Genomic DNA, 15,684 nt, shown 5'->3' with positions numbered 1-15,684 from the left:
AGCCGAGGAAACCCGTGAGTGACACCCCATTCGGATTCAATCTTCCGCCGGAGGAGCCGGAGAACGGCGGCGACGGCAAGAAGAAGGGCGAGGGCCAGGGCGGCCAGGGGCCTGCGAATCCGTTCGGGTTCGGCGGGCCGGGCGGTGCGGGGGACAACCCCTTCGCCGCGATGTTCGGCGGCATGAACCCGGGCGACCTCGGGGCGGCCTTCCAGCAGCTCGGGCAGATGCTCTCCTACGAGGGCGGCCCGGTGAACTGGGACATGGCCAAGGACATCGCCCGCCAGACCGTCGCGCAGGGCACCGCCGACGGCACCAAGGACGCCAGCGTCACCTCCGGCGAGCGGAGCGCGGTCGAGGACGCCGTGCGCCTGGCCGACCTGTGGCTGGACGGCGCGACGTCGCTGCCGTCGGGCTCGGGCACGGCGGTCGCCTGGAGCCGCGCCGAGTGGGTCGAGGCGACCCTTCCGGTGTGGAAGGAGCTCGTGGACCCCGTGGCCGAGCGCGTGGGCGCGGCCATGGGCGACGTCCTGCCCGAGGAGATGCAGGCCATGGCGGGCCCGCTGCTCGGCATGATGCGCTCCATGGGCGGCGCCATGTTCGGCACGCAGATCGGCCAGGCCGTGGGCGTGCTGGCGGGCGAGGTGGTCGGCTCCACCGACATCGGCCTGCCGCTGGGCCCGGCGGGCAAGGCCGCGCTGCTCCCGGTGAACATCGCGGCGCTGGGCGAGGGCCTCGGCGTCCCGCAGGACGAGGTCCGGCTCTACCTGGCCCTGCGCGAGGCCGCCCACCAGCGCCTCTTCGCGCACGTGCCGTGGCTGCGCTCGCACCTCTTCGGCGCCGTCGAGGGCTACGCGCGTGGCATCAAGGTCGACACCTCCAAGCTGGAGGACGTGGTCGGCCAGCTCGACCCCACCCACCCCGAGCAGCTGCAGGACGCCCTCCAGCAGGGCATGTTCCAGCCGGAGGACACTCCGGAGCAGAAGGCGGCCCTGGCCCGCCTGGAGACCGCCCTGGCGCTCGTCGAGGGCTGGGTGGACGCCGTCGTGCACGCGGCCGCCGCCCCGCACCTGCCGTCGGCCGGTGCCCTGCGCGAGACGCTGCGCAGGCGGCGTGCCTCCGGCGGCCCGGCCGAGCAGACCTTCGCCACGCTGATCGGCCTGGAGCTGCGCCCGCGCCGGCTGCGGGACGCCTCCCGGCTGTGGGCCTCCCTGGCTGACGCGCGCGGCCCGGAGGGCCGTGACGCCCTCTGGGAGCACCCGGACATGCTGCCCACGGCGGCCGACCTGGACGACCCGGACGGCTTCGTCCACCGCGAGCACCTGGACTTCTCCGAGATCGACAAGATGCTCGGCGAGGCGGCCAAGGGCGAAAAGGGCGGCCTGGACGACAAGGGCGAGGGCGACGACAAGAAGTGAGCCTGCACGAGGATGCGGTCCGCGTACTGAAGGAGTACGCGGACCAGGAGGAGCTGCGCGGGCTCTACCTGGACCACCTGGCGTCCCACCCGGACGGCATGTGGAAGCCCTGTGAGGCCGGTCACATCACGGCGAGCGCCCTGGTGATCGACCCCTCGCGCGGGCAGGTGCTGCTCACGCTCCACCGCAAGCTGCGGATGTGGCTGCAGATGGGCGGCCACTGCGAGCCCGGTGACGCGACGGTCGAGGCGGCGGCCCTGCGGGAGGCCACGGAGGAGTCCGGGATCGCCGGGCTGACGCTGCTGCCGGGCGGCCCCGTGCGGCTCGACCGGCACCCGATCCCCTCGCCCTGCAACTGGCACCTGGACGTCCAGTACGCGGCCCTGGTGCCCGAAGGCGCGACGGCGGCCATCAGCGACGAGTCCCTGGACCTGCGCTGGTTCCCGTACGCCGAGGTGGGCGAGGTCGCCGACGACTCGGTCGTGCAGCTGATGCGGCGCACGCTGGAGCGCTTGTAGGAGCCTGATGGGCCCCGGCCCGGCGGCGCAGGGCAGAAGTAAGGGGCGGTCACCCATGGCGACCGCCCCTTACGCGTGCTCCGCCCGGCGAGCGGCCGGGTTCAGTTGGACCAGATGTTGCCCTGGTTGCGGCCGTGCGCACCCTGCTGGCCGAGGCCGTACTGGGCCATGAGGCCCTGGCCGATCTCGGCGCCCTGGGGCGGCAGGAGCTCGCTGGGCTGGACGAGGGCGTAGCCGTGTCCGGCGAAGCTCAGCTCCCAGCCCTCCCCCGTGTTGCCGCGCCGCCGCCACACGCCCGACGACGACGTCTGGGCCTGCATCTGGACGCGCAGGGACGTCGACCAGGCGATCACGGCGTCGGCGTCGGCGCTGACGACCCGGTCGGGCGTGACCTGGAGCATCAGGGGCTCGCCGGAGGTCATCAGCGCGACCTTGCCCTGTCCGCTGATGTTGAGCTGGTAGGCGCCGGTGCCGGAGATGCCGTACTGGCTGTCGACGGCGATGGCCTCCCAGTGCAGCGTGGAGTCCAGGGCGAGGACGTAGGCGCCGTCCACGGTCAGCCCGTCGCGGTCGACGTCGACCACGTGGACGTGCTGGGCCAGGTTGGCGAAATAGACCGTGCCCTGGCCCGAGCAGCGCATCAGGTCCAGGCCCTCGCCCGTGTGGGCGTGGGCGTTCTGCTGGCCGCGGGTCTGGTACTCGCCGTCGAACTCGATCAGGCCCTGGTAGGCGACCATCGAGCCCTTGCGGGCGAGGACGTCGTCGTGGCCGGTGAGGGAGACGCGCAGCATCTGCGGGTTCTGCAGGGCGTAGCGGTCCTGCGTCTGGGCCTCGGTGTAGCCGAAAAGCGGGCTCTGCATGGTGTCCTCGTTCCCCCTCAGCCCCGGGCCCGGAGCCGGTCGGTGCTGTCCTCGCTGGGCTGTACGACCACGAAGCCCTCTCCGGAGAAGCCCAGTTGGTAGGCCTCGCCGCTGCCCCGGCCGATCAGCGAGGAGGCCTTGAAGCTGCGCTTGCCCTTCATCCGCAGGTTGCTGGACCAGGCGACGAGCGCGTCGGGGTCGACGTAGGTCTCGTCGTCGCCGCGCCCGCAGTCCACGACGATGGGCGTGCCGCGGGAGGTCAGGGCGACCCAGCCGGTGCCGCTGATGCCGACGTTGAACAGGCCCTGCCCCGCGAACTTCGCCATGCCCTTGACGCGCTCCACGCCCCACTGGAGGTGGGCGTCGAAGGCCAGGACGTTGGTGCCGTTGACGGAGAGGGAGTCGCCGTTGAGCTGGAGACAGACCACGTCGGCCCCGTAGTCGGCGAGGTAGAGCAGGCCGTCGCCGTGGCAGCGCATGAGGGGCACGCCCTCGCCGGTGAGCCACTGGGAGGCCATCTGGCGGACCGCGGGCGGGTTCGGGTCGTACTGGACGTAGCCCTCGTAGGCGACCATCGAGCCGGTGCGGGCGAAGAGGTCCTGGCCGGTCTGCATGGCGACCTTCAGCATGCTGCTGCCGTGGTTCTCCATGCGGGCGGTGACGGGGGCGGGGGCGTAGCCCTGGATCGGTGTCTGGTTCATGGTCTTCGCTGGTCCCTCAGACCTCGTAGGGCTGGACGACGACGAAATTGCCGGGAGCGCCCCGGAATTGGAGGTTCACGGCTTCTCCGCTGTGCCCCGGGTAGGAGCTGCGGCGCAGGCGCACCTGGCTGGAGATGATCACCTGGGCGCCCGCGGACCAGGCGATGACGGCGTTGCTGTCCGCGTAGGTCGACGGGGTGACCGGCAGCACGACGGGGATGCCGTGGGTCTTGACGACGACGGTGCCGTGGCCCTGGAACTGCATGGTGAACAGGGCTCCGCCGGGGATGCCGTGGCCCTCGATCCGGCGGACCTCGTGCTGCAGCGACTCGTCGAAGGCGAGCACCGACTCCGCGGAGACGCAGATGGCGTCGCCCTGGAGCTCGATGGGGTGCACGTGGGCGGAGTTCTCCGCGAGGAAGACCTGGCCGCGCCCGGAGCAGCGCATCAGCTGCAGCTCCTGGCCGGTGGCGTTGCCCACGATGCGGCCGGCGAAGCCGGCGCCCTTGTAGCCGAAGTCGACCTTGCCCTGATACAGCACCATGCTGCCCTGGCGGGCGAGCACGGGCTGGCCGTCGACGCCGAGGTCGACGCGGACGAGCTTGGGGTTCTGCTGGGTCCAGCGCTGGCCGGTGGGGGCCTCCCGGTACTTCTGCAGCGCCGCCTGGACGCCCGCCGCTGCCGCCGGCTGGCCGTAGGCCTGCTGGCCGGGCTGGCCCGGGAAGGGCTGCCCGTGCTGGGGCGCGGGGTGCGGCTGGCCGGGGTAGGGCGCGTTCTGCTGGGGCGGCTGACCGTACGGCTGCTGGCCGGGCTGGCCGTAGGGCTGCTGCTGCGGCTGGCCGTACGGGGCGGGCTGCTGCTGGCCGTACGGGCCCGGCTGGCCGGGGACGCCGGGCGGACCGGGCGGCGGCGGGGTGAACTGGCCGCCGGTGGAGGCCCCCGGGCTGTTGAAGAAGCCCGGAGGGGCGATCGGCGCGGCCAGGGTCTGCGCGGCGTGCACCTGCCCGGCGGGCGGCGCCGGCGGCGGGGTGCTGCCGGGCGGGGGCGGGAAGCCCTGGTGGGGCGGCGGCGTGTGGGCCTGGTGGGCGGCGGGCGCCGGGGCCGGAGCGGGGGCCTGGGGCGGTACGGGCGCGGGGGGCTGCGCCCCGGGCGCGGCGAAGGCCGGGGGCGGGCTCGCCTGCTGCGGCGGCGCGAAGGCGGGCGCTGCGGCGGGCGCGGGTGCGGCCGGGGCCTGTGCCTGGGGCTCCTCTTCGAGGACCTCGCCGCCGAAGTGCTGGAGCAGTGCCTCCAGTCCGCCGTCGAAGCCCTGCCCGACGGCGGCGAAGCGCCAGACGTCCTTCAGGTAGATGTCGCCGAGCATCACCGCGCGTTCGGTGCTGAATTCGGACCCGGTGAAGGAGTAGCGCGCGACTTCCTGGCCGCCGGCGACGATGCGGAGATAGCCCGGTGCGATCTGCGACATCTGGCCCGCGCCGTCGAGGGTCGCGGTGAAAGAGAGCCGCTGGACGTGCGCGGGGATCTGGTCGAGGGTGACGCGGAAGGATTCCGTGTCCCCGGCCTGCGCCCCCAGCTGCTGAATGGCGCCCTCGGGCGACTTGGGCTGGTTGAAGAAGACGAAATACCGGTCGTCCGAGAGCCGCTCCGCGGCGTCGAGGCCGAAACAGCTGATGTCGAAGGTCAGGCCGGGGCCCGCGATCTGCACTCCCACGTACAGATCGGTCCCCGCCGTCAGGTCACTGATCTTGGCCTTGTGGCCGCGCTGGAATTCCCTGGCCATGCGTAACGACCGTCCCCCATCCGAACGTGCGATGAAAACGTGTGATGAATGCGTTGCGTCAGGCTAACGGCTGAGGGCTGATTCATCCGACTCCGGACCGGCCGTGTCCCCCGCGGGGGCCCGCCGGCGCCGGGCCCGGCTCATTCGCCGCGCGCTGCGGGGAGGTGCGGCAACCTGTCGGCGGCCACCACACCTTCGAGGTAGCCACGGGCGCGCTCGGTACGCGGGTAGGCCTCGAGGAGCCGCCAGAAGCCGGGGCCGTGGCCGGGGACGAGCAGGTGCGCCAGCTCGTGCAGGAGCACGTAGTCGAGGACGTATTCGGGCATCCCCTGCAGCCGGTGCGAGAGGCGGATGCTGCCCTCGGCGGGGGTGCACGAGCCCCAGCGGGTGTTCTGGTTGGTCACCCAGCGGACGGTCGCGGGGCGGGCGCGGCCGCCCAGGTACTGCGCGGACAGGCGCGCGGCGCGCTCGGCGAGCTCGGTGTCGCCGAGCATCCGCTTGCTCTCCTGCGCGGCGAGCCTGTCGAGCATCACCGTCACCCAGCGCTGCTCCTCGGCCTCCGACATGCGGGCGGGGATGAGGACGACGGTGCGGTCCCCCTCCCGGTACGCGGAGACCGTCCTGCGACGGCGCGCGCTCCGTCGGACCTCGACCGCTCCGGGCTCCCCACCGCCGGCGAGCGGGCTGGGAGCACTGCGCGGTCGTGCGGCACTGTGCAGAGGGTCGACGGGCACGGCCCCGACGTTACCGGCTGGCGGCGCGTGAAGTCCCGCCCATCACTCCTTGTCGGGCGCAAAGACCCCACGGGGACCGAGCTAGTACGACCATCACACCGTGCTTGTGGACAACTTCTCACGGTGACCGCGCGGACGGTCCATGCTGAAGGCCGATCGAGGGGGAGGGCCATGCCGACCGAGGGGGGAACCGTGCAGAGGACCGCCGTGCAAAGGACAGCCGTGGGGATGACGGCCGTGGAGGAGAGCTCCGTGACGGGCACGTCCGCGCATCCCATGCTCAAGCCCGCGCTGAGGCGCAGCTGGCGCAATCGCGACACCGTGCAGTTCGGGGTGGCCCCGGCCCACGCCGTGACGGTGGGTCCGGTGGACACGGCCACGGGCAGCTTCCTGACCCTGCTCGACGGCACGCGCGGCATGCCGCTCCTGCGCGAGGAGGCGAGAGCCGTGGGGCTGCCCGAAGGGCGGGCGGACGCCCTGGTGGAGCGGCTCTCCGCGGCGGGGCTGCTCGATGACGTGCGCGGTGGCGGGGAGGCCGCGGCGGCCCTGCGGGAGACGGGGTCGGCGCTGGACCGGCTGCGGCCCGACCTGGCTTCGCTGTCCGTGCTGCATCCGGGGCCGGGCGAGGCGATGCGGCTGATGGCGGCGCGGCAGGCCATGCGGGTGCAGGTGCGGGGCGCCGGGCGGGTGGGCGCGGCCGTCGCGGCGCTCCTGTCGGCGTCGGGGGTGGGCCGCGTCGATGTGATGGACGGCGGCTGCGTGGAGCCGTGGGACGCGGGGCCCGGCGGGCTGGACGCCGCGCGGACCGGGGAGCGGCGGGAGGCTGCGGCGCGGCGGGCCGTGCGGGCGGCGGCGCCGGGGGTGCGGCGCAGGCCCCGGCGGGGCGGTGAGCCGGAGCCGCCGCTGGCGCTGGTGGTCTTCGCCCCGCGGGACGGCCTCGCGGCCTACGCGCCCGACCCCGGATCCTCGCAGGAGCTCGTCGCAGCGGGTATCCCGCACCTGTTCGCGGGGGTGCTGGAAGCCACGGGGCTGGTGGGGCCGTTGGTGCTCCCCGGCGGGACGGCGTGTGCAGGCTGCATCGAACTGGGGCGGGCCGGCCGTGACCCCGCCTGGCCCCGGATGCTCGCCCAGTGGAGGTCCGGCCGCGGCTCGGGGGTACCGTCGTGCGACATGGCACTGGCCACGGTTGTGGCGGGGCTGACCGTGGCGCGGGCACTGGCCTTCCTCGACGGTGGGTCCCCGGCGAGCGCGGGGGTGCGGCTGGAGCTGGCTCTGCCCGGTCCGGCCTGGTCCCCGCGGCCCGTCGAGCCGCATCCGCGGTGCCCCTGCGGCGCGGCGCGTTCCCCGGATCCCGGGTATGCCGCGGCCATGGGGTCACCGCACGGGACAATGAGCAGGTAACCGCCGTCCGCGGCGTGGCTGTTCAGCTAGTTGGAGGGGCGAATGTCTGATCTACCCCGCAAGGCGGTAACGCGCACCGCCAAGTTGGCCGCGCTGCCACTGGGGTTCGCGGGGCGCACGGCCCTGGGGCTCGGCAAGCGCATCGGGGGGCGGCCGGCGGAGCTGATCGCGACCGAGTTGCAGCAGCGCACCGCAGAGCAGCTCTTCGCGACGCTCGGGCAGCTCAAGGGGGGTGCGATGAAGCTGGGTCAGGCGCTGTCGGTCTTCGAGTCGGCGCTTCCCGAGCAGATCGCCGGGCCCTACCGGGCCGCCCTGACCAAGCTTCAGGAAGCCGCCCCTCCCATGCCGGTGAAGACGGTGCACGCGGCCCTGGCGGAGCGGCTCGGCGAGGACTGGCGGGATCTGTTCGAGGAGTTCGACGACCGCCCGGCGGCGGCCGCCTCGATCGGGCAGGTGCACCGGGCGGTGTGGCACGACGGCCGGAAGGTCGCGGTCAAGGTGCAGTACCCGGGGGCGGGCGAGGCGCTGCTGTCGGACCTCACCCAGCTGGGGCGGTTCGCGAGACTGCTGGGGCCGCTGGTGCCCGGCATGGACATCAAGCCGCTGATCTCCGAGCTGCGCGACCGGGTCTCCGAGGAGCTGGACTACGTCCTGGAGGCGCGGGCCCAGAGCGCGCACGCGCAGGAGTTCGCGGGCGATCCGGACGTGGTGGTGCCGGCCGTGGTGCACCAGAGCGACCAGGTGCTGGTCACCGAATGGATGGAAGGGGTGCCGCTGTCCGAGGTGATAGCGGAGGGCACCCAGGAGCAGCGGGACCGGGCCGGGCAGCTGCTGGCGCGCTTCCTCTTCTCGGGCGCGGCGCGCACGGGGCTGCTGCACGCCGACCCGCATCCGGGCAATTTCCGGCTGCTCACCGGGGACGATCCCGACGGCCCGCCGGAGAAGTGGCGGCTGGGCGTGCTGGACTTCGGCACCGTCGACCGGCTGCCGCAGGGCCTCCCGCCGGAGATCGGCACCGCGCTGCGGCTGACGCTGGACGGCCGGGCCGAGGCGGTCCACGAGCTGCTGCGGGAGGAGGGGTTCGTCAAGCCGGAGATCGAGCTGGATCCGGGCGCCGTGCTCGACTACCTGCTGCCGATCATCGAGCCGGCGCAGGCGGCGGAGTTCACCTTCACCCGGGGCTGGATGCGCGCCCAGGCGACGCGGATCGCCGACCCCCGCTCCCCCGCGTACCAGCTGGCCCGCCAGCTCAACCTCCCGCCGGCGTATCTGCTGATACACCGCGTGACGATGAGCACCATCGGGGTGCTGTGCCAGCTGGGCGCGACCGTGCGGCTGCGCGAGGAGATGGAGGCGTGGGTGCCCGGCTTCGCGGCGGCGGACGGCGGCGCGGCGGAGGAGGAGAGCCGGGAGACGCCTGCGTGACGGGGCCGGGCCCCGGCCTCACCACCAGGAGGAGTCGAGGCGGCCCTCGATCGATCTGATGTTGGCCCGGGCGCAGTCGTCGCAGAAGTAGCGGCGGCTGCCGTTCTCGAAGGAGCAGGTCCAGGTCGGCGGCGCACCGTCGGCGGGGGTGCCACAGCGAGCGCAGGTGATGGTCTCGGCGGGCTCGGTGGCCTCAGGGTCCAACTGCCCTGATTCATGCGTCTTCTGGTCCACTCCCAGACGATATCCCCGCGAAGGGGCCGGGAGGGCACAACGCACCCGAACGCCCCGCGGGGCCGGTCCGTTCGGATCCGGCCCCGCGGGGGTGGTGACGAGGGTGGGCGGGTCAGTGCATGACCGCCATGGCCAGGGCCCGGCGGGCGCGCATCGAGGCGCGCTCGGCGCGGCGCTGCATGCGCCGGGCGGCGGCCAGCCGAGTGGCCCTGCGTTCGGACTCGGCCTCCCTCAGTCGCTCGTGCATATGGGCACGGGCCAGGGCTTCTGGGATGAGTTGCATTTCGAGGTTCCTGTTCTGGCGCGAGGCGATCGCGCTGAAGGCGTCACGGGTGGGGACTTCGGGGCCGAAGGGCTCGGCGGAGGGGCGGTGCATCGTCGGATCCTGCTTCTTGGGGTCGTGCGTGGTGGGGCGGTCGATGGTGCCGAAGACGTTCATGCGGCGACCGGGTTCTTGCGCGGACGGCCACGGGGCCGCTTGCGGGCCACCACGACGCCCTGGACGAAGAGCTCGCCTCCCCAGACGCCCCACGGCTCGCGGCGGTCCATCGCGCCGGCGAGGCAGGCCTCACGCAGCGGGCAGGTCCGGCAGAGCGACTTGGCGTACTCCACGTCCGCGGGCGACTCGGCGAAGAAGACCTCCGGGTCGTAGCTGCGGCAGGGGACGGGGGTGCCCAGGTTCTCGATCGCGTCGTCGAGGTCGGTCAGGGCGGTGAGGGGGGTCAAGGTGTCCTCCGTGGGGACGGGCGGGGGGATCAGGTCGGTCGCTACTGACGGGGTGTGTGCCTTGAGTTGCACGGTGTTTTTTTCCTCGTCTGTCTTCCGGCTGGTGGCCGGGCTGGTTCCCCTCGGTGAGGGGGCAAACAAAAGGGCCGCGGATCCCGGTGTGGGTTCCGCGGCCCTGGAAGGTGCCGACCTGATCATGCCGATCAGGCTGGATCTCTCCAGGGTTCGAGCCCACGGAAGGCCCACATCGTGTGGTGCTGCTGCGTGCTGACGGATCCGGCGCCGTTGGTCGTCGCCGCAAGGGCATAGGCCTGGGCCTGTGCCGATGCTGCTGCCTTTACCGCGGACGCCTCGGTCGGTCGCTCATTGATCGGGGAGGATTCGCTGATCAGGGCGGAGCCGTTGATCAGACCGAAACCGGCGCCGGACAGACCGGTGCCCCGGAGCGAGTCGAAGGAGAAGCCGAGCGGACGGGCGGCGATGACCGGGCGATCGGTCATTTTGTTGCTGGTCTTGAAGCTGATCATTGGTCTCGCCTCCTCTCGGCGTCTTCGGGGACCTGTGGGAACAGGTCCGGGCTTTTAAGTTCGGTGCAGCCGGTTCAGTACAGCACGGATCCGCCGGCTCCCGGAAGAGCCGTTGTCTCCGTGCTCGGAAGGCTATGGGTATGCCGTCCGCGTGCGCAAACTATTTTTCGCGAGATTCTTCGGACGCGTCCTGGGACGCGTCTTCCGACGTCAGGTAGGTGCCTGCACACAGCGCGAGGACATCGGCACCGAACGAGTCGAGCTTGCGTCCTCCCACCCCTGAGATGCGCGCGAGCTCCGCTTCGGTTCCCGGAACGGCCTCCGCGATGGCGAGCAGTGTCTTGTCGGTGAAGATGCAGAAGGCGGGCTGGCCGAGCCGGCCGGCCTCCCCGGCGCGCCAGTCGCGCAGCCGCTCGTAGAGCGCCTCGTCGAGCTCGCAGGGGCAGTCCTCGCAGCGCATGAGCTTGATCTCGCCCGCGTCCGTCAGGGTGCGGCCGCAGACGCGGCAGCGGGCGGAGCCCCGCTGCCTGCGGCGGGCGGGACCCCGCTCGACGCCCGCCGTGCCGCCGGGTGAGCCGGGGCCGGGCCGGACGGCCGCGGAGCCGGGCCGCAGGCCGTTCAGGAAGCGGGTGGGGCGCCGGGAGGGGCGGCCGCCCGGCGTGCGGGAGAGCGCCCAGGACAGGGAGAGGTGGCGGCGGGCCCGCGTGACGCCGACGTAGAGGAGGCGGCGCTCCTCCTCGATCTGTTCGTCCGTCTTGGCGTATGTGATCGGCATCATGCCCTCGGCGAGGCCGACGAGGAACACCGCGTCCCACTCGAGGCCCTTGGCGGCGTGAAGTGAGGCGAGAGTCACACCCTCGACGGTGGGGGCGTGCTGGGCGCTCGCCCGCTCGTCGAGCTCGGCCACGAGATCGGCGAGGGTGGCGTCCGGTCTGGCCCGGACGAAGTCCTCGGCGAGGCGCACGAGGGCCGCGAGGGACTCCCAGCGGTCCCGCACCGCCCCCGAGCCGGCGGGCGGCTCGGCCGTCCAGCCGCGGGTGCCCAGGACGGCCCGCACCTGGGACGGGATGTCATCGGCGCCGGCGAGCTGGGTGTCGCCCCCGCCGGCGCGGGCGGCGCCGCGCAGCAGCAGCCCGGCCTCACGCACCTCGGGCCGCTCGAAGAACCGCTCGGCGCCGCGCAGCTGGTAGGGCACCCCGGCGTCGGCGAGGGCCTGCTCGTAGACCTCGGACTGGGCGTTGATGCGGTAGAGGATCGCGATCTCGCTCGCGGGCACGCCGGAGTCGATGAGGTCCCGGACGCGGCGGGCAGTGCCCTCGGCCTCCGCGGGCTCGTCGGCGTACTCGCCGTAGACGGGCTCGGGGCCGGCCTCGCGCTGGGAGACGAGCTCCAGGCGGTGCTCGGCGGCCCGGCCGCGGGCCTGGGACAGCAGGCCGTTGGCCAGGTGGACGACCTGGGGGGTGGAGCGGTAGTCCCGGACGAGCTTGACGACGGTGGCGTGCGGGTGACGGGTGCGGAAGTTCAGCAGGTGGTCGGGGGTGGCGCCGGTGAAGGAGTAGATGGTCTGGCTGGCGTCGCCGACGACGCACAGGCTGTCCCGGTCGCCCAGCCACAGCTCCAGGAGGCGCTGCTGGAGGGGGCTGACGTCCTGGTACTCGTCGACGACGAAGTGCTGGTACTGGCGGCGGACGGTCTCGGCGATGTCGTGCCGGTCCTGCAGGACGCCGACGGTCAGCAGCAGGACGTCCTCGAAGTCGATCACGCCGCGGTCGCGCTTGAGCTCCTCGTAGGCGGCGTAGACGCGGGAGGTCTCGGCGGGATCGCGGGGCATGTCGCGGCGCGCCCTGGCGGCGGCGGCCGGATAGTCCTCGGGGACGGTCTGGGTGACCTTGGCCCATTCGATCTCGCCGGTGACGTCGCGCAGCTCGGTGCGGTCGAGGCGGATACGGCAGCGGGCCGCGGCCTCGGCGACGATCTGGACCTTCCGCTCGGCCAGGCGCGGCAGCTCCCCGCCCACGGCCTTGGGCCAGAAGTACTGCAGCTGACGCAGGGCGGCCGAGTGGAACGTGCGCGCCTGGACGCCGCCGGCGCCGAGCTGGCGGAGCCGGCCGCGCATCTCGCCCGCGGCGCGGTTGGTGAACGTGACGGCGAGCACGCTGGAGGGCTGGAGCACTCCGGACCGGACGCCGTAGGCGATGCGGTGGGTGATCGCGCGGGTCTTGCCCGTGCCGGCGCCGGCCAGCACGCACACCGGGCCGCCGAGGGCCGTCGCCACCTCGCGCTGCTCGGGGTCGAGCCCGTCGAGCACCGCGTCCGGGGAGTCCGGGACCGGCGGGAAGAGGGTGGAGTGCGTTGCTGCTGTCACCCCGCCATGCTGCCAGGTCCGCGGGGGCTACCGGGAATGCCGTCCACAGGGGTGCCGCGGCAGTCGTACGAATACGGGAATGGCTGTGGACAGGTGCACGTTCTACCACCGGAACAACACCCGGATCGGTACCCACGGCACGACCGGGAACGGACCGGAACACCACCACGAGAGAAGGGGCACGAGGTCGAATGTCGGGCACCGTGACGATGTACAGCACCACCTGGTGCGGCTACTGCCGCCGGCTGAAGAGCCAGCTGGACCGCGAGGGAATCGCCTACAACGAGATCAACATCGAGCACGACGCCGAGTCGGCGGCCTTCGTGGAAAAGGCGAACGACGGCAACCAGACGGTCCCGACGGTCCTGGTGAACCCGCTCAGCGGCGCCGCGCCGGTCACCATGACCAACCCGTCCCTGGCCCAGGTCAAGCAGGCCCTGGCGTCCTGACGCGGGCGCGGAGACAGAACGGCCCCGGTCCGCGGACCGGGGCCTTCGCCGTCTCCGTGAGGAACGCGGGTGTGACGCGTTCCTCACGGCTTCCGCACGGCTTCCTCAGGACTGGCTCTGCGGCAGCGGCTCGCCGTACCAGAGCTCCAGCAGCCGGGCCGCGATGGAGATGCCGGTCGGGGGCAGGACCTCCCCCGAGGCGAAGGCGGCCCCCAGCTCCTTGCGCGAGAACCAGCGCGCCTCGTGGATCTCCTCGCCGTCCACCTGGATGTCGCAGGACGTGGCCCGCGCCATGAAGCCCAGCATCAGGCTGGACGGGAACGGCCAGGGCTGGCTCGCGACGTACTCCACGTCCCCGACGACGACGCCCGCCTCCTCGGCGACCTCCCGCCGCACCGCCTGCTCCAGCGACTCCCCCGGCTCGACGAAGCCCGCGAGCGTGGAGAAGCGGCCCTCGGGCCAGTGCATCTGGCGGCCGAGCAGCGCGCGGTCGTCCCCGTCGGTGACCAGCATGATCACGGCCGGGTCGGTGCGCGGGTAGTGCTCGGCGCCGCAGGCCGGGCAGCGGCGGATGTGGCCCGCGGCCGCGACGACCGTGCGCTCGCCGCAGCGCGAGCAGAAGCGGTGCAGCCGCTGCCAGTTCTCCAGGGCCACCGCGTGCACCATCAGGCCGGCGTCGCGCGGCGAGAGCAGCAGGCCGGCCTCGCGCAGCCCGGCGGGGCGCGCGGACTGGTCCATCCGGCCCGGCAGGGCGTCCTTCTGCAGCGCGAAGTAGGCGATGCCGTCCGCGTCCTCGCCGAGGAAGTAACGGTGCGTCTCGGTGACGGGCGCCTCGAAGGCGGGCGTCATCACGAGCTCGGTGCGGCCGTCGGGGGTGTCGTCGATCAGCACCTGGCCGCCGGAGACCACGAAGACTCTCGTGGAGGGGTGGCTCCAGGCCGCGGCGAGCCACGCCTCGTCCAGGCGGTGGTGGGCGGCACGGTCGATGCCGCTCTCGGCGGTGAGGGTGATCGGCCGGGCGGCCGAGAGATCGGTCCAGGTGGTCACTGCTGCTTCCAACTCCCCCTACGAATCCCTGCGAATGGTCGTCTGTGGTGCGCGGACTAGCCGACGAGCCCTCCCCCGGGCTCCGTCCCGGACGCGCCCGCGGCCGCGAGGTCGGACCACAGGTGGGCGGAGGTCTCGACGCCCTTCATCAGGAGGTCCAGCTCGACCTTCTCGTTCGGCGCGTGCCAGCCGTCCGAGGGCACCGAGATGCCGAGGAAGAGCACCGGGACGCCGAGCACGTCCTGCAGGTCCGCGGCGGGGCCGGAGCCGCCCTCGCGGGTGAAGCGGACCTTCTGCCCGAAGGCGCGCTCCATGGCCCGCACGACCGACCGGAGGTACGGGTGGTCCAGCGGGGTCAGGCACGGGCGGGTCGCGCCCCAGAAGGTGATCTCGTGGCGGATGCCGTCCGGGAGGGTGGCGGCCACCCACCGGCGCACGGCCTGCTGGACGCGGTCGGTGTCCTGGCCCGCCACGAGCCGGAAGGACAGCTTGAGCTGGGCGGTGGACGGGACGATGGTCTTCCCGCCGGGGCCCTGGTAGCCGCCGCCCATGCCGTTGACCTCGGCGGTGGGGCGGGCCCAGATGCGCTCCAGGGTGCTGTAGCCCGCCTCGCCCAGGGGTGCGTGCGAATGGGCGGTGCGCAGCCACCGCTTCTCGTCGAAGGGCAGCTCGGCGAAGAGCTCGCGCTCGCGGTCGGTGAGCTCCACGACGCCGTCGTAGAAGCCGGGGATCGCCACGCGGAGGTTCTCGTCGTGCAGGCCGGCGGCGAGCCGGGCGGCCGCCATGGCGGGGTTGGGCACCGCGCCGCCGAAGGAGCCGGAGTGGATGTCCTGGTCCGGGCCGTAGAGGTCGATCTGGCAGTCGGCGAGGCCGCGCATGCCGGTGCAGACGGTCGGGGTGTCCTCGGACCACATGCCGGTGTCGGAGACGATGACCGCGTCGCACGCGAGGCGGTCGGCTCGGGCCCGGACGAGGTCGGCGAAGTGCTCCGAGCCGGACTCCTCCTCGCCCTCGATGAGCAGCTTGAGGTTGACCGCGGGCGCCGTGCGGCCCGTGACGGCCAGGTGGGCGCGGACGCCGAGGGTGTGGAAGAAGACCTGGCCCTTGTCGTCGGCGGCGCCGCGGGCGTAGAGCCGGCCGTCCTTGACGACGGGCTCGAAGGGCTCGGTGTGCCAGCCGTCCTCGCGGGCGGCGGGCTGGACGTCGTGGTGGCCGTAGACCAGGACGGTCGGGGCCCCCTCGTCGCCCGAGGGCCATTCGGCGAACACCGCCGGGGCGCCGTCGGTCTCCCAGACCTCCGCGGTCGGGAAGCCGGTCTCCGTGAGCTTCGCGGCCAGCCACTCGGCGCTGCGGCGCACGTCCCCGGAGCGGCCGGGGTCGGCCGACACGGAGGGGATGCGGAGCCACTCGACGAGATCGTCGAGGAACGCGGCGCGGTGGCCTTCGATAAACGCGCGGACGGCGCTGTCCGGAGTCTCGCTCATGCCGTCGAGCCTATCCGG

General features: G+C 73.0%; 16 protein-coding genes. 5 read left to right on the top strand and 11 right to left on the bottom strand.

All coding sequences use genetic code 11. The features are described from left to right. The first annotated feature begins 14 nt into the window (after positions 1-14). Positions 15-1,418 carry a zinc-dependent metalloprotease gene (locus ACFPP6_RS16575; protein WP_382042364.1) on the top strand — a complete coding sequence of 468 codons (1,404 nt, stop codon included), beginning with the start codon at positions 15-17 and terminating at the stop codon, positions 1,416-1,418. Then, a complete protein-coding gene (locus ACFPP6_RS16570; RefSeq protein WP_382042361.1) occupies positions 1,415-1,936 on the top strand; it encodes an NUDIX hydrolase in 522 nt (173 codons plus the stop codon). Before ACFPP6_RS16575 ends, ACFPP6_RS16570 begins: the two co-directional genes overlap by 4 nt. Before the next feature lie 101 nt (positions 1,937-2,037). Here ACFPP6_RS16570 and ACFPP6_RS16565 read toward each other — a convergent pair whose 3' ends face one another. From ACFPP6_RS16565 to ACFPP6_RS16550, 4 genes are all read right to left on the bottom strand, one after another. Then, entirely contained in the window at positions 2,038-2,796 is a 759-nt protein-coding gene (locus ACFPP6_RS16565; RefSeq protein WP_382042358.1) for an AIM24 family protein, read from the bottom strand. A 17-nt stretch (positions 2,797-2,813) separates the two neighbouring features. Beyond that, positions 2,814-3,497 (bottom strand): AIM24 family protein, encoded by a 684-nt coding sequence (locus tag ACFPP6_RS16560; protein WP_382042355.1) that lies wholly within the window; start codon positions 3,495-3,497, stop codon positions 2,814-2,816. A 16-nt stretch (positions 3,498-3,513) separates the two neighbouring features. Further along, complete coding sequence (locus ACFPP6_RS16555; protein ID WP_382042352.1) at positions 3,514-5,274, bottom strand: TerD family protein; 1,761 nt, start codon at positions 5,272-5,274, stop codon at positions 3,514-3,516. Between the two features lie 140 nt (positions 5,275-5,414). Beyond that, positions 5,415-6,008, bottom strand: coding sequence for a M48 metallopeptidase family protein (locus tag ACFPP6_RS16550; RefSeq protein ID WP_382042349.1), 594 nt, complete (start codon positions 6,006-6,008; stop codon positions 5,415-5,417). Positions 6,009-6,284: 276 nt separating this feature from the next. Between ACFPP6_RS16550 and ACFPP6_RS16545 the strand changes: the two genes are divergently transcribed. Both ACFPP6_RS16545 and ACFPP6_RS16540 read left to right on the top strand, forming a co-directional pair. Continuing rightward, the gene (locus ACFPP6_RS16545; protein ID WP_382042610.1) at positions 6,285-7,409 is read left to right on the top strand and encodes a ThiF family adenylyltransferase; all 1,125 of its coding nucleotides are present in this window, start codon (positions 6,285-6,287) and stop codon (positions 7,407-7,409) included. 42 nt (positions 7,410-7,451) lie between these two features. After that, the gene (locus ACFPP6_RS16540) at positions 7,452-8,834 is read left to right on the top strand and encodes an ABC1 kinase family protein (protein WP_382042346.1); all 1,383 of its coding nucleotides are present in this window, start codon (positions 7,452-7,454) and stop codon (positions 8,832-8,834) included. 18 nt (positions 8,835-8,852) lie between these two features. On the opposite strand, the gene ACFPP6_RS16535 is transcribed toward ACFPP6_RS16540, so the two are convergent. From ACFPP6_RS16535 to ACFPP6_RS16515, 5 genes are all read right to left on the bottom strand, one after another. Then, positions 8,853-9,068, bottom strand: coding sequence for a hypothetical protein (locus ACFPP6_RS16535; RefSeq protein ID WP_058046146.1), 216 nt, complete (start codon positions 9,066-9,068; stop codon positions 8,853-8,855). A 112-nt stretch (positions 9,069-9,180) separates the two neighbouring features. Continuing rightward, positions 9,181-9,507: a hypothetical protein gene (locus tag ACFPP6_RS16530; protein ID WP_058046145.1), complete on the bottom strand. Its 327-nt coding sequence runs from the start codon at positions 9,505-9,507 to the stop codon at positions 9,181-9,183. Further along, complete coding sequence (locus tag ACFPP6_RS16525; RefSeq protein ID WP_030366211.1) at positions 9,504-9,866, bottom strand: WhiB family transcriptional regulator; 363 nt, start codon at positions 9,864-9,866, stop codon at positions 9,504-9,506. The genes ACFPP6_RS16530 and ACFPP6_RS16525 overlap by 4 nt, the downstream gene beginning before the upstream one ends. A gap of 131 nt (positions 9,867-9,997) precedes the next feature. Beyond that, entirely contained in the window at positions 9,998-10,321 is a 324-nt protein-coding gene (locus ACFPP6_RS16520) for a hypothetical protein (RefSeq protein WP_382042342.1), read from the bottom strand. A 160-nt stretch (positions 10,322-10,481) separates the two neighbouring features. Continuing rightward, a complete protein-coding gene (locus ACFPP6_RS16515; RefSeq protein ID WP_382042339.1) occupies positions 10,482-12,686 on the bottom strand; it encodes an ATP-dependent DNA helicase UvrD2 in 2,205 nt (734 codons plus the stop codon). A 191-nt stretch (positions 12,687-12,877) separates the two neighbouring features. Here ACFPP6_RS16515 and ACFPP6_RS16510 point away from each other — a divergent pair, with 191 nt between their 5' ends. After that, positions 12,878-13,135, top strand: coding sequence for a mycoredoxin (locus tag ACFPP6_RS16510; protein ID WP_058046142.1), 258 nt, complete (start codon positions 12,878-12,880; stop codon positions 13,133-13,135). A gap of 105 nt (positions 13,136-13,240) precedes the next feature. Here ACFPP6_RS16510 and nudC read toward each other — a convergent pair whose 3' ends face one another. After that, a complete protein-coding gene (nudC, locus tag ACFPP6_RS16505; RefSeq protein ID WP_382042335.1) occupies positions 13,241-14,182 on the bottom strand; it encodes an NAD(+) diphosphatase in 942 nt (313 codons plus the stop codon). Positions 14,183-14,238: 56 nt separating this feature from the next. Beyond that, positions 14,239-15,666 (bottom strand): dipeptidase, encoded by a 1,428-nt coding sequence (locus tag ACFPP6_RS16500; RefSeq protein ID WP_382042332.1) that lies wholly within the window; start codon positions 15,664-15,666, stop codon positions 14,239-14,241. Between the last annotated feature and the right edge of the window lie 18 nt (positions 15,667-15,684).

Source organism: Streptomyces aureoversilis, assembly GCF_042657885.1.
Classification (GTDB): Bacteria; Actinomycetota; Actinomycetes; order Streptomycetales; family Streptomycetaceae; genus Streptomyces; species Streptomyces aureoversilis.
This window is presented reverse-complemented; position numbering and strand designations above follow the sequence as displayed.

Excerpts from the sequence above, each read along its gene's own strand:
- ACFPP6_RS16565 (WP_382042358.1), bottom strand. The coding sequence starts at position 2,796 with ATGCAGAGCCCGCTTTTCGGCTACACCGAGGCCCAGACGCAGGACCGC.
- ACFPP6_RS16560 (WP_382042355.1), bottom strand. The coding sequence starts at position 3,497 with ATGAACCAGACACCGATCCAGGGCTACGCCCCCGCCCCCGTCACCGCC.
- ACFPP6_RS16555 (WP_382042352.1), bottom strand. The coding sequence starts at position 5,274 with ATGGCCAGGGAATTCCAGCGCGGCCACAAGGCCAAGATCAGTGACCTG.
- ACFPP6_RS16545 (WP_382042610.1), top strand. The coding sequence starts at position 6,285 with ATGCTCAAGCCCGCGCTGAGGCGCAGCTGGCGCAATCGCGACACCGTG.
- ACFPP6_RS16540 (WP_382042346.1), top strand. The coding sequence starts at position 7,452 with ATGTCTGATCTACCCCGCAAGGCGGTAACGCGCACCGCCAAGTTGGCC.
- ACFPP6_RS16530 (WP_058046145.1), bottom strand. The coding sequence starts at position 9,507 with ATGAACGTCTTCGGCACCATCGACCGCCCCACCACGCACGACCCCAAG.
- ACFPP6_RS16520 (WP_382042342.1), bottom strand. The coding sequence starts at position 10,321 with ATGATCAGCTTCAAGACCAGCAACAAAATGACCGATCGCCCGGTCATC.
- ACFPP6_RS16510 (WP_058046142.1), top strand. The coding sequence starts at position 12,878 with ATGTCGGGCACCGTGACGATGTACAGCACCACCTGGTGCGGCTACTGC.
- ACFPP6_RS16500 (WP_382042332.1), bottom strand. The coding sequence starts at position 15,666 with ATGAGCGAGACTCCGGACAGCGCCGTCCGCGCGTTTATCGAAGGCCAC.